11 protein-coding genes and 2 tRNA genes are annotated in these 13,364 nt (G+C 53.2%); 9 read left to right on the forward strand and 4 right to left on the reverse strand.

Features of this window, described 5'->3' with window-relative positions; genetic code table 11:
- On the forward strand, positions 1–470 hold a 470-nt coding region (locus tag EDI29_RS20480; protein WP_206664372.1), incomplete at its 5' end, for an MFS transporter.
- A 555-nt stretch (positions 471–1,025) separates the two neighbouring features.
- Here EDI29_RS20480 and EDI29_RS20485 read toward each other — a convergent pair.
- From EDI29_RS20485 to orn, 3 genes are all read right to left on the reverse strand, one after another.
- Positions 1,026–1,101, reverse strand: a tRNA-Gly gene (locus tag EDI29_RS20485).
- A 76-nt stretch (positions 1,102–1,177) separates the two neighbouring features.
- Positions 1,178–1,253 (reverse strand) — tRNA-Gly (locus tag EDI29_RS20490).
- 193 nt (positions 1,254–1,446) lie between these two features.
- Complete coding sequence (orn, locus tag EDI29_RS20495) at positions 1,447–1,989, reverse strand: oligoribonuclease (RefSeq protein WP_137742361.1); 543 nt, start codon at positions 1,987–1,989, stop codon at positions 1,447–1,449.
- Positions 1,990–2,172: 183 nt separating this feature from the next.
- Here orn and rsgA point away from each other — a divergent pair, with 183 nt between their 5' ends.
- The 3 genes from rsgA to mscM all read left to right on the forward strand — a co-directional run bounded on the left by rsgA (position 2,173) and on the right by mscM (position 7,701).
- The gene (gene rsgA, locus EDI29_RS20500) at positions 2,173–3,222 is read left to right on the forward strand and encodes a small ribosomal subunit biogenesis GTPase RsgA (RefSeq protein ID WP_137742362.1); all 1,050 of its coding nucleotides are present in this window, start codon (positions 2,173–2,175) and stop codon (positions 3,220–3,222) included.
- 144 nt (positions 3,223–3,366) lie between these two features.
- Entirely contained in the window at positions 3,367–4,323 is a 957-nt protein-coding gene (gene asd / locus EDI29_RS20505; RefSeq protein WP_137742363.1) for an archaetidylserine decarboxylase, read from the forward strand.
- 54 nt (positions 4,324–4,377) lie between these two features.
- Positions 4,378–7,701 (forward strand): miniconductance mechanosensitive channel MscM, encoded by a 3,324-nt coding sequence (gene mscM, locus EDI29_RS20510; protein ID WP_137742364.1) that lies wholly within the window; start codon positions 4,378–4,380, stop codon positions 7,699–7,701.
- 51 nt (positions 7,702–7,752) lie between these two features.
- Here the strand turns inward: mscM and epmA are convergent, their stop codons facing one another.
- Positions 7,753–8,730 carry an elongation factor P--(R)-beta-lysine ligase gene (epmA, locus tag EDI29_RS20515; protein ID WP_137742365.1) on the reverse strand — a complete coding sequence of 326 codons (978 nt, stop codon included), beginning with the start codon at positions 8,728–8,730 and terminating at the stop codon, positions 7,753–7,755.
- Positions 8,731–9,204: 474 nt separating this feature from the next.
- Between epmA and frdA the strand changes: the two genes are divergently transcribed.
- From frdA to EDI29_RS20540, 5 genes are all read left to right on the forward strand, one after another.
- A complete protein-coding gene (gene frdA / locus EDI29_RS20520; RefSeq protein ID WP_137742366.1) occupies positions 9,205–11,001 on the forward strand; it encodes a fumarate reductase (quinol) flavoprotein subunit in 1,797 nt (598 codons plus the stop codon).
- Positions 10,994–11,731 (forward strand): succinate dehydrogenase/fumarate reductase iron-sulfur subunit, encoded by a 738-nt coding sequence (locus EDI29_RS20525; RefSeq protein ID WP_137742367.1) that lies wholly within the window; start codon positions 10,994–10,996, stop codon positions 11,729–11,731. Before frdA ends, EDI29_RS20525 begins: the two co-directional genes overlap by 8 nt.
- A gap of 13 nt (positions 11,732–11,744) precedes the next feature.
- Positions 11,745–12,140: a fumarate reductase subunit FrdC gene (gene frdC / locus EDI29_RS20530; RefSeq protein WP_137742389.1), complete on the forward strand. Its 396-nt coding sequence runs from the start codon at positions 11,745–11,747 to the stop codon at positions 12,138–12,140.
- A 14-nt stretch (positions 12,141–12,154) separates the two neighbouring features.
- Positions 12,155–12,511 (forward strand): fumarate reductase subunit FrdD, encoded by a 357-nt coding sequence (gene frdD / locus EDI29_RS20535; RefSeq protein ID WP_014701584.1) that lies wholly within the window; start codon positions 12,155–12,157, stop codon positions 12,509–12,511.
- 122 nt (positions 12,512–12,633) lie between these two features.
- Positions 12,634–13,233 (forward strand): lipocalin family protein, encoded by a 600-nt coding sequence (locus EDI29_RS20540; protein ID WP_137742368.1) that lies wholly within the window; start codon positions 12,634–12,636, stop codon positions 13,231–13,233.
- The last annotated feature ends 131 nt before the right edge of the window (positions 13,234–13,364 follow it).

The raw sequence follows: 13,364 nt of genomic DNA on the forward strand, positions 1-13,364 counted from the left end.
ACGTCACCGGAGTCTCCGAGTCATGGATGCCTTGGATGGTCGTGCTGTTCGGCATCGGTTCAATTGTTGGCATGATCGGAGGAGGGAGAATAGCGGATAGAATGAAATTCAAGGGTATTGGTCTCATTCTTCTGTGGTCGATTGTAGTGTCGTTGATTTTCCCCTTTGCAGCAACGTCCCTGGAGGGTGTTGCTGTCGCAACCGTGGCGGTGGGCACGATGATGGCCATGCCTGTTGCGATGCAAGCGCATTTTATGAACATTGCTGGTGATGCTCAGGTGTTATCAGCCGCATCCAATCAAGCTGCACTTAATGCCTCAAACGCACTTGGCCCTTGGTTGGGAGGAATGGCTATCAATGGAGGGCTTGGTTACAACTTCCTCGGCCCCATTGGGGCTGTAACCTCGATACTAGGACTGATTCTCTGGCTCATCATCTTTCTGATGAGCAAGCGGACTGTTCCGGTCTAATACTTGTGGTCATTTTGGTAGGAGATGATCCTACCGAGAGCCCCCGCAAGATATGACAAACCTTTGATGCTGCCTTCCAGCTCCGGGTGGCGCAGATGACCAAGTGCAAAGCCTGAACGTTGGTCTGGTTTGCCACGACCATGGCCTGGTCGACAGCACTGCGCGCTGCTGGCTGGCCCAGTACGAGGCCGAATAATCAAGCCAATAGTTGTCTCCAGCCGGTTATGAGAAAGCCACTACCTGACATCCCCTACTCCGGTGTCCACAGAAACTTGACCATAACAATAGGTCTTGCCTGTTGGCTTGGCGAACGGCCATGTCTGATAGTGCCAAGTTCCAGCCCCTAACTTGAAGAATTAGGCTAGATCCTCGACCCATCACCCGCCCCAGAAAGAATACGGAACTCCACACACCCGTTTTTTATGGACTACAAAATAGACTAAAAAAGCGTGTATGTGGGCGGATTTCAGTAGCTTTCGCCGGAACGAAAAAAGGACCCTAAGGTCCTTTTTTCAACGACTTGCAGATTTCAATAACAATCTACAGATCACAAATTGGAGCGGGAAACGAGACTCGAACTCGCGACCCCGACCTTGGCAAGGTCGTGCTCTACCAACTGAGCTATTCCCGCATATCGGACAGACAATAACAGGCGTTACGTCTGATTACTGCACACGGTTTGTATGGTGACAAACAGTGATAAAACTTGGAGCGGGAAACGAGACTCGAACTCGCGACCCCGACCTTGGCAAGGTCGTGCTCTACCAACTGAGCTATTCCCGCCCGGGAAATCTGCATACGATGTTGAAGTTCTTTAATTGAAATTCTTCATCGGTATGGGGTGCGCATTATACGAGAAATCCGTTTAACCGCAAGCCCCCGAAAATGAAAAATCGTCTGACTGCTGATAAAAACGACATCATGGCGTAAATATCAGCAGATCGTGGCACTGCTATGCCTTGCCGTCTCGCTTCACCTACAGTTGCAGAAAATTTTCACGGTAATAGACCAGCTCTGCCAGCGATTCACGAATATCGTCCATCGCCTGATGCGAACCCTGCTTCTTAAAGCCCGTCAGGATTTCCGGCTTCCAGCGTCGTGCCAGCTCTTTGAGCGTGCTGACATCCAGATAACGGTAGTGGAAGTAGGCTTCCAGCTCTGGCATATAGCGGAACAGGAAGCGGCGATCCTGACCAATACTATTGCCACAGATCGGCGATTTACCCGCAGGCACCCATTTTTGTAAAAATGCCAGCGTTTCCAGCTCGGCAGCACGTTCATCCGTGGTGCTGGCTTTAACGCGTTCGGTCAGTCCGCTGGCACCGTGCGTGCGCACGTTCCAGTCATCCATCAGTGCCAGTTGGCTATCCGGCTGGTGCACCGCCAGTACCGGTCCTTCGGCCAACACGTTCAGATTTGCATCCGTCACCAGCGTTGCGATCTCAATGATGCGATCGTGATCCGGGTTCAGGCCGGTCATCTCAAGATCGATCCAGATCAGGTTATTTTCATCTACCATCGTGGGAGTTCCTGTTGCATTGTGCCCTGTCGTCGATACAAGGATATCAGTATCAATCTCGATGCTGATACCGACAAAGTGGTATCAGTTAATTAAAATCAAATAGGGTGTATTATAGTCCGTTCAAACGCGGCGAGCGACAACCCGCGGTCGCGAACGATAAATCGTCTTAAGTGAGGCTCAGTGAGCAAAAAGAAACTGTCGAAAGGTCAGCAGCGTCGGGTTAGCGCAAACCACCAGCGTCGCCTGAAAAAAACGGAAAGCAAAGTCGAATGGGAAGATAGCCAACTGGGCGATGCGCAGGAAGGTATTATCATTAGCCGATTCGGTATGCACGCCGATGTGGAAGCCACCGATGGCGTGGTGCACCGCTGCAACATTCGTCGGACCATTTCATCGCTGGTCACGGGCGACCGGGTCGTCTGGCGTCCTGGTCATGAATCGCTCGCGGGCATCAGCGGGATCGTGGAAGCCGTTCACCCCCGTCATTCGGTTCTTACGCGCCCTGACTATTATGATGGCATTAAACCGATCGCCGCCAATATCGATCAGATCGTGATCGTTTCAGCGATCTTGCCCGAACTGTCGCTGAATATTATCGATCGCTATCTGGTCGCCTGCGAAACGCTGGAGATCGAACCGCTGATCGTGCTGAACAAAATTGACCTGCTGGATGATAAATCCCGTCAATTTGTCGATGAACAGATGGATATTTACCGTGCGCTCAAGTACCGCGTGTTGATGGTTTCCAGCCATACCCAACAGGGTATTCCTGAACTGGAGCACGCGCTAACCGACCGCATCAGCATTTTCGCTGGGCAATCAGGCGTCGGGAAATCCAGCCTGCTTAACGCGCTGCTTGCGTTGGGTGAAGAACGCATTCTGGTGAATGAGGTTTCCGATAACTCAGGATTGGGGCAACACACCACCACCGCCTCCCGACTTTACCACTTCCCGCATGGTGGCGACGTCATCGACTCACCGGGCGTGCGTGAATTTGGTTTGTGGCATCTGGAGCCCGAACAGGTTACGCGTGGTTTCATTGAGCTACGTGAATACATCGGCTCATGCAAGTTCCGCGATTGTAAACATGAAAACGATCCGGGCTGCGCCATTAACGCCGCACGTGAGCGCGGAGATATTGCTACAGAGCGCTTTGATAACTATCACCGGATTCTCGAAAGCATGGCGCAAGTAAAAACGCGTAAAGGCTTTTCGGATACAGATAACTGACATTTATCATGACCGTCGTTACAATGCGCCCCCTTTGAGGGCAAGTGAATCCGCTTGCTCTCTTTCTGGGTTACTGCCGGCAATACTAAGCGTGTTCCCCAGAAAGCTTGTTTTATGGCGCACTATTAACCCAAGAGGCTCACTGTGCTGGATAATATTAAAATCAAACTACAGTATTGGCTTCCCAAGATCTGGCTGACCCGCTTAGCGGGCTGGGGAGCAAATAAGCGTGCGGGAAAACTCACCAAGCTGGTGATCGATCTGTTTGTCCGTCAATACAACGTCAACATGCAGGAAGCGCTGCAACCGGATACCGCTTCCTATCGCACGTTTAACGAATTTTTTGTTCGCCCTCTTCGTCCTGGCATTCGTCCTGTCGATCCCCATGCACACCGTCTGGTGCAACCGGCAGACGGCGTGCTATCGCAGTTTGGCCCGATTACCGACGGCAAGCTGATTCAGGCAAAACATCATGATTACACGCTGGAAGCGCTGCTGGCTGGCAACTATGTGATGGCCGATCTGTTCCGCGACGGCCTGTTTGCCACCATTTATCTTTCGCCGCGTGATTATCACCGCCTCCACATGCCGTGCGACGGCGTGCTGCGCGAGATGATTTATGTTCCGGGTGACCTGTTCTCCGTCAATCTGTTGACGGCCGATAACGTGCCGAATCTGTTTGCGCGTAACGAACGCGTCATTTGCCTGTTTGATACTGAATTCGGCCCAGTGGCACAGATTCTGGTCGGTGCAACCATTGTCGGCAGCATCGAAACCGTGTGGTCAGGCGTGGTGACGCCACCGCGTGAAGGCATCATCAAGCGTTGGACTTACCCGCAGGCGGGTGAAGAAGGCGCAGTGGTGTTGGCGAAAGGCGAGGAAATGGGTCGCTTCAAGCTCGGTTCAACCGTGATTAACCTGTTTGCCGCAGGCAATAATCTCCAGTTTGCCGCACACCTGAATACCCTAAGTGTGACCCGTATGGGTGAACCGTTTGCCGAAGTCCGTCAGGATGAGCCAGCGCCCGTTGTCTTCCCGGAAGGCACCGAACTGGAAGAAAACGTCACCGTGCAGACGGGCCACAAACCCGACGCGCCGTAAATAACGTCCGACTTTCGTCGCTTATAAGAGTGTTGTTTGTAAAAGGTAGCTAACGTGCGTTTGATTCTGACTTTTCTTCTGGGATGTTTATTATCAACCGCCGCGTTGGCTGCCACTGCGCCCAATGAGGCGCAATTACGCCAGCAGCTACAGCAGGCGGAAGCCAACAAAGGTGCAGCCGATCAGGCGAAAGTCGTTGAGGAATACCAGGCTGCGCTGAATACCTTGCAGGATCGCAAAGAAGCGCAAGAACGCGCCACGCAGTATCAGCGCGTCATTGATGATTTCCCCAAACTGGTTCAAGAGCTGCGTCGCCAGCTTAATGCCGAAGACGGCAAACCTTCATCGATTTCAGAAAATCTCTCCAGTAACGATCTCGAACAACAGTTGCTGCAAACCAGCAGCCAACTGTTGGAACAAGCCCGTCAGCTCCAGCAGGAGCAGGATCGACTGCGTGAAATCGGCGATTCACTGAGCCAGCTTCCACAACAGCAAACTGAAGCCAGCCGCATGCAAAGCGAGGCGGAACGCCGCATTCAGTCTCTCGGTACGCCCGCGACTCCACTGGGGCAAGCGCAGCTCACAGCACTTCAGGCCGAATCCGCCCTGCGCAAAAGCCGGGTAGACGAACTGGAACTGGCACAGCTGTCAGCCAGCAATCGTCAGGAGCTGTCCCGGTTACGCGTCGAGCTATATAAAAAGCGTCACGATAGACTGGATCTGCTGCAACAAGATTTACGCAGCCGACTCAACAACCTGCGCCAGCGTGAAGCCGAGCAGGCATTAGAACGCACCGAGCTTCTCGCAGAACAAAGTGGTGATTTACCCGCCGTCATCAGCAAGCAGCTACAGGTTAACCGCGAGCTCTCCGTTGCGCTGAATCAACAAGCGCAGCGGATGGATCTTATCGCCTCTCAGCAGCGTCAGGCTGCGACACACACGCTTCAGGTTCGTCAGGCGCTGAGCACCATTCGCGAACAGGCACAGTGGCTCGGTGTTTCACCGATATTGGGAGAAACGTTACGCGCACAGATCGCCCGCCTGCCGGAAATGCCCAAGCCCCAGTTGCTGGATAGCGACATGGCGCAGCTACGTGTACAGCGGCTGCACTTTGAAGATCTGATCAACAAACCGCAAGATCTTGATAATGCCAAGCAAGATAACGGCGACCCACTGACCAGCGCACAGCAGCGTATTCTGACCGATCAGATGCGTACCCAGCGCGACCTGCTGACGTCGCTGATCTCCGGCTGTGATTCACAGATATTGGAACTCACCAAACTCAAAGTCGCCAATAACCAACTGGCGGATGCCTTGACCGAAACGCGAGAAGCGGCTCATCGCGATCTGTTTTGGGTCGCTGATGTTGAGTCTGTGACGTTCGCCTATCCGCTCAAGCTGGTGCAGGATCTGACGCGGCTGCTGTCATTGGATACACTGACGCAGTTGGGTAGTGCGCTGGTCATGATGGTGACCAGTCAGGAAACCGTGCTGCCGCTGCTGGGCGCGCTGCTGCTGGTGGGCTTCAGCATCAGTTCCCGTCGTCACTATCATGCGTTTATGGAGCGTGCCAGCAGCCGCGTCGGCAAGGTCACGCTCGATCACTTTATGCTGACGCTACGTACCGTGTTCTGGTCTATCTTGACCGCTCTACCGCTGCCGGTGCTCTGGGCTGCATTGGGTTACGGGCTGCAAAACGCCTGGCCTTACCCGATTGCCGTTGCCATCGGCGACAGCGTCACCGCCACAGTGCCGTTGATGTGGCTGGTGATGATCAGCGCCTCATTCTCGCATCCACAAGGGCTGTTCATTGTCCACTTCCGCTGGTCACCGGAGCGCGTAGCCAGAGCGATGCGCTATTACCGTCTCTCCATCGCCTTTATCGTGCCGCTGATTATGGCGCTGATTACTTTCGATAAACTCAACGATCGCGAGTTTTCCAGCACGCTGGGGCGGCTCTGCTTCATCCTGCTCTGTATGGCGTTGAGTTTGGTCACCACGGGATTAAAACGCGCGGGTATTCCGTTGTATCTGGATAAAGAGGGGTCGGGGGAAAACTCCGTTAACCGGGCGATGTGGAACATCCTGATCGGTGTGCCGCTCGTTGCCGCCCTGGCCTCCTGCATCGGCTATCTGGCGACCGCACAGGCGCTGTTAGCGCGACTGGAAACCTCCGTCTCGATCTGGTTCTTCCTATTGGTGGTTTACCACATTATTCGCCGTTGGATGCTGATTCAGCGGCGCCGTATTGCTTTCGATCGTGCCAAACAGCGGCGCTCGGAGATTCTGGCACAGCGCGCCAAAGGCGAAGAAGATACTCAGCCTACCTCGTCCCATGAAAGCAGCTCGGAAGCGGTGGAAGAACCCGTCGTCGATCTGGACGCCATCAGCGCTAAATCCTTGCAGCTGGTGCGATCCATTCTGACGCTGATCGCACTGGTTTCCGTAATCGCCCTGTGGTCAGAAATTCATTCGGCCTTCGCGTTTCTGGAGAACATCAGCCTGTGGGATGTTTCCAGCACGGTTAAAGGCGTGGAGAGCGTGCAGGCGATTACGTTGGGATCGGTGCTCATCGCTATTCTGATCTTCATTATTACCGCGCAGCTGGTGCGCAACCTGCCTGCCCTATTGGAGCTGGCGATCCTGCAACACCTGGATCTGTCGCCAGGCAGCGGCTACGCCATTACCACCATCAGCAAATATATTCTGATGCTGATCGGCTGTCTGATGGGGTTCTCGCTTATCGGGATCGAATGGTCGAAACTGCAATGGCTGGTTGCCGCACTGGGGGTAGGACTCGGGTTCGGCTTGCAGGAGATCTTCGCTAACTTTATCTCCGGCCTGATCATCCTGTTTGAGAAACCGATTCGTATCGGCGATACGGTCACGATCCGCGATCTCACGGGTAGCGTCATGCGGATTAATACCCGTGCCACCACCATTTCTGACTGGGATCGCAAAGAGATCATCGTACCGAACAAGGCGTTTATCACCGAGCAGTTTATCAACTGGTCGCTGTCGGATTCAGTCACGCGTGTCGTACTGACAGTGCCTGCGCCGGCACACGCGAATAGTCAGGAAGTCACAGAACTGCTGATGGATGCGGTGAAGCGTTGTTCGCTGATTCTGGATACGCCAGAGCCTGAAGCCTTCCTCGTCGATCTACAACAGGGAATTCAGATTTTCGAACTGCGCGTGTTCGCCGCCGAAATGGGGCACCGTATGCCACTACGACACGAACTGCATCAGTTGATTCTGGAGAACTACCGTAAGCACAATCTGGAGCTTCCTTTCCCACCATTCCAGGTGAAAATGGACAATCTGTCACGCAGTGGGAAAACGCTAACGCCACGGCAGCGGACGCCGGGTAGCTTATAAGAAAGGAAAACGGGCGGCTGCCAGATCTGGCACCGCCCTGCTACAAGTCTGCTATGCGCGCTCGACGGAGAACGCAATCACGTCACTCAGGCTTTCAGCCTTCAGTGTCAGCATGATCAAACGATCTACACCCAGCGCCACACCGGAACACTCTGGTAAACCATGTTTCAGCGCTGCCAGCAGGTTTTCATCCATCGGCTGTTGCGGCAAACCACGCGCGGCACGCTTGCGGTTATCCTGCTCGAAACGCTGACGCTGCTCATCGGCATCGGTTAATTCACGAAAGCCGTTCGCCAGCTCAATCCCTTTAAAATAGACTTCAAAACGCTCGGCGACGCGATGATCCTCCGAACTGATCTCGGCCAACGAGGCTTGCGTGGCTGGGAAATGGTAGACGAACGCCGGTTTGTCACGCCCGATGTGCGGCTCAACGCCGAAAGTAAACAGCATCTGCACCAGCGAATCGCGATCGTCTTCGCGGCAGGCGATATCACCCAACCCAAGTTTTTCTGCTGCTTCACGCAGCTGCGCTTTATCAACAGAGAGGGGATCAATCTCCAGATGGCGTAAAAATGCCTGCTGATAAGAGAGCATTTCTGCACTTTCACAGTCCAGCACCTGCTGCAACAGATCATCGACCTCATTCATCAGGCGATACATATCATAATGAGGGCGATACCATTCCAGCATGGTGAATTCAGGATTGTGGTGTCGGCCTGATTCTTCGTTGCGGAAACTGCGGCACAGTTGAAAGATCGGCCCGCTACCGGCAGCCAGCAGACGTTTCATGTGGTATTCCGGGCTGGTCATCAAATACAGCGTCATACCATCCGCCGCACCGGGGCCAACGAAACGGGTTTGGAATGGATATAAGAAAACATCCGTTACCGTAGCCTGGCTCATCGCTGGCGTTTCAACTTCGAGCACCCCACGATCGGTGAAGAAACGTCGGACAGCGGCAACTATCGACGCTCTTTTCAACAAATTAGCGACAGAAGCACTAGGTTGCCAACTTGTCGTCTCGCTCATGGTTCTTACTCCAAAGTCAAAATAGGGGATGCAGTCTACCCGCATCAGCCCAAATTTCCAGCAGAAAAAGTGCCACCGCGGGTTTTTAGCAATGCATATTCTTCCCTTCGGGAGGGGCGATGAAGGTAGCCACCGTAAATTATATCTAGTGAATCATTTTTCTATATCCCCTTCAAAAGGGTTATTAAAGAAATAAAAGCATTATTTCCCCGTAAATAAGCCTTTCGATCACGTTTTTATCAATAAATACGGAACGCGCTGAAAAAACCACAAAATGCAGGATCACATCAAATTTCGTCTACCTATAATTCGGTATAATTATTCCCACACAAAAATTATAGGTTTATCTATTCTTTATAGGTCTATCACACAATTTTAAGCGGGTTTGATATTAAGCTCGGATATAAAGACAGAAATGAATAGATATTATTTTTTTATTTTAACTTAATTAACTTAAGTAACTGGAGGAATGCATTGCAAACCTTTAACGCTGATTTGGCCATTATCGGGGCCGGGGGTGCTGGCCTACGAGCAGCAATTGCTGCCGCAGAAGCCAATCCCCAACTGAAAATAGCGCTGATCTCAAAAGTCTACCCAATGCGTAGCCATACCGTGGCAGCAGAAGGTGGGTCAGCTGCGGTGACTCAGGAACACGATAGCTTCGATTATCACTTTAACGACACCGTATCCGGTGGCGACTGGCTGTGTGAACAGGACGTTGTTGAGCACTTCGTCAAACACTGCCCGGAAGAGATGATTCAACTGGAACAGTGGGGCTGCCCCTGGAGCCGTAAGCCGGATGGTTCTGTCAACGTTCGCCGCTTTGGCGGAATGAAGATTGAACGCACCTGGTTTGCCGCCGATAAAACCGGCTTCCACATGCTGCATACGCTGTTCCAAACCTCCCTTAAATATCCACAAATCCAACGTTTCGATGAGCACTTCGTCCTCGACGTTCTGGTCGACGACGGCCAGGCACGCGGCCTCGTAGCTATCAACATGATGGAAGGTTCGCTGATTCAGATCCGCGCTAACGCCGTGGTACTGGCGACAGGCGGCGCAGGTCGCGTGTACCGTTACAACACCAACGGCGGCATCGTCACCGGCGATGGCATGGGCATGGCGTTCCGCCACGGTGTCCCGCTACGTGATATGGAATTCGTGCAGTATCACCCGACCGGTTTGCCCGGTTCCGGTATTCTGATGACCGAAGGCTGTCGTGGTGAAGGCGGTATCATGGTCAACAAAGACGGCTACCGTTATCTGCAAGACTACGGCATGGGCCCGGAAACACCGCTCGGCCAGCCGAAAAACAAATACATGGAGCTGGGGCCGCGCGATAAAGTATCGCAGGCATTCTGGCACGAATGGCGCGCAGGCCGCACTGTCTCAACCCCGTTGGGCGATGTGGTTTACCTCGATCTGCGCCACCTCGGCGAGAAAAAACTCAAGGAGCGTCTGCCGTTCATCTGCGAACTGGCAAAAGCCTATGTTGGCGTCGATCCCGTGAAGGAACCGATTCCTATCCGTCCTACTGCGCACTATACGATGGGCGGCATTGAAACCGATCAGAACTGCGAAACCCGCATCAAAGGGCTGTTTGCCGTCGGCGAATGCTCTTCTGTTGGTCTGCACGGGGCGAACCGTCTAGGCTCCAACTCACTGGCCGAACTGGTGGTCTTTGGTCGCGTCGCAGGTGAACATGCCGTACAACGTGCACAGGCGGCAGCACCAGCCAACGGTACAGTGCTGGACGCACAAACACGCGACATCGAACAGCGTCTACACGATCTGATGAATCAAGAAGGCACCGAAAGCTGGGCGAAAATCCGCGACGAAATGGGCATGTCGATGGAGGAAGGCTGTGGTATTTACCGCACCACCGACCTGATGCAAAAAACTGTCGATAAGATGGCGGAGCTGAAAGAGCGCTTTAAACGCGTGAAAATCACTGACCGTTCCAGCGTGTTCAACACCGATCTGCTGTACACCGTTGAACTGGGCCACAGCCTGGATGTTGCGGAATGTATGGCGCACTCGGCAATCAACCGTAAAGAATCCCGTGGCGCGCACCAGCGTCTGGATGACGGATGTACCGAACGTGATGACGTCAACTTCCTGAAGCATACGCTGGCGTTCTATAACCCAGAAGGTGCACCTCGTTTGGAGTACAGCGATGTGAAGATTACCAAACTGCCGCCAGCTAAACGCGTATACGGTGCAGAAGGTGATGCACAGGAAGGCAGCAAGAAGGAGCAGGCGAATGGCTGAGATGATCAAAACCCTGAAAATGGACGTCATGCGCTACAACCCTGAACAGGATCGCGAACCCTATTTTGAGACGTTCGATGTCCCGTACAACACGCAAACGTCCCTGCTGGATGCGCTGGGTTATATCAAGGATAACCTGGCACCGGACCTCTCTTACCGCTGGTCCTGCCGTATGGCAATCTGCGGCTCCTGCGGCATGATGGTGAATAACGTCCCTAAGTTAGCCTGTAAAACTTTCCTACGTGAATACACGAATGGTCTGAAGGTCGAAGCGCTGGGCAACTTCCCTATCGAGCGCGATCTGGTGGTCGACATGACTCACTTCATCGAGAGTCTGGAAGCCATCAAGCCGTATATCATCGGCAACGACCGTAAACCCGCTGACGGCCCGAATAAACAGACTCCAGCGCAGATGGCAAAATATCACCAGTTCTCTGGCTGTATTAACTGCGGTCTGTGTTATGCGGCCTGCCCGCAGTTCGGCCTGAACCCGGAGTTCATCGGTCCGGCTGCAATTACGCTGGCGCACCGTTATAACCTGGATAACCGCGATCACGGCAAGAAAGAACGCATGACGCAATTGAACGGGAATAACGGCGTCTGGACCTGTACGTTTGTGGGCTACTGCTCAGAAGTGTGTCCGAAGCACGTCGACCCTGCCGCGGCTATCCAGCAAGGCAAAGTCGAAAGCGCGAAAGACTTCATGATCGCGATGCTGAAACCACAATAAGGGAGGGACAATGATGACAACTAAACGTAAAGCGTATGTTCGCGATATGTCGCCAACCTGGTGGAAAAAGTTGGGGTTCTACCGCTTTTATATGTTGCGTGAAGGGACTGCCGTCCCTGCTGTCTGGTTTAGCATCGTACTAATGTGCGGCGTCTTCGCACTGAAAAACGGACCCGAAGGCTGGGCACACTTCGTCAGCTTCCTGCAAAACCCGCTGGTATTGCTGATCAATATCGTGGCTCTGCTGGCTGCTGCGCTGCATACCAAAACCTGGTTTGAGCTGGCACCGAAGGCCAGCATCATCGTCATTAAAGACGAAAAAATGGGGCCAGAGCCAATCATTAAAGGGCTTTGGGCTGTCACCGTGGTGGTAACCGTAGCCGTTCTGGCGATCGCCTTACTATTCTGAACAGGAGAAATAATGTGATTAATCCAACGCCAAAACGTTCTGACGAGCCTCCTTTTTGGGGGTTGTTCGGTGCTGGTGGGATGTGGAGCGCGTTCTTCGCTCCGGTAATCATCCTGCTGGTCGGTGTGATGCTGCCTCTGGGGTTGTTCCCAGACGCGCTAACCTATGAGCGCATCGCCACATTCAGCCAGAGCTTTATCGGTCGCGTATTTTTACTGCTGATGATTGTGCTGCCGCTCTGGTGTGGCCTGCACCGCATCCACCACGCAATGCACGACCTGAAAATCCACGTTCCTGCCGGGAAATGGGTATTCTACGGTCTGGCAGCAATCCTGACTGTCGTTACCGTCATCGGTGTCGTCACGCTGTAGGTGTAACGCTGCAAATGTAACATCGTACTTAACGGCCTGTGTAACGCAGGCCGTTTTATTTCCCCGCGAGACTACGTCCATCGTCTACACTGGAACAAAGATGAAAATGATGAGACGTCAATATGATGCCCTTTAACGCTATTCGCTTTAACACGATTAGCCTTAACACCACGTTATTCAAAAGCCTGCTCTTCAAAATCAGACGATGTGGGAAAACGTGCATTGCCGCACTGGTGGCACTCTTTTCTGTTGCTTGTAGCGTGACGCCGCCCGATAACGTCACCGTCGTGGAAAATTTTGACGTTAATCGCTACCTCGGCACATGGTATGAAATCGCCCGTCTCGACCACCGCTTTGAGCGCAATCTGGAGCGTGTAACGGCAACCTATAGCCCGCGGGATGACGGCGGCATCAAGGTGATCAATCGCGGCTTTAACGTCGAAAAACAGGAATGGAAAGAAAGTATCGGAAAGGCGTATTTCACGGGATCGCCCCAGCGCGGAGCGCTAAAAGTGTCGTTCTTCGGGCCGTTCTATGGCGGTTACAACATTATTGAATTGGATGACGACTACCGCTACGCCCTGATTTGCGGGCCGAACCGTGACTATCTGTGGATTCTCTCGCGCACGCCAACATTGGATACTGCGACGCGCGACAAACTGGTCGCCACGGCCAAACGCTACGGCTTCCCGACAGAGGCGCTGATCTGGGTCAATCAGTAATCGGGGCATATTGGCCGTAATACGCAGATATACCCGTAATACTTCAAGCCGCAGGTGCGTTGGCTGCGTTCACTCACCCGAATCACTTACCTGAGTAAGCTCATCGGGACTCCCTCTCTTGCCGCCTTCCT

Origin of the sequence: Pectobacterium polonicum, assembly GCF_005497185.1 — a bacterium.
GTDB classification, from domain to species: Bacteria; Pseudomonadota; Gammaproteobacteria; order Enterobacterales; family Enterobacteriaceae; genus Pectobacterium; species Pectobacterium polonicum.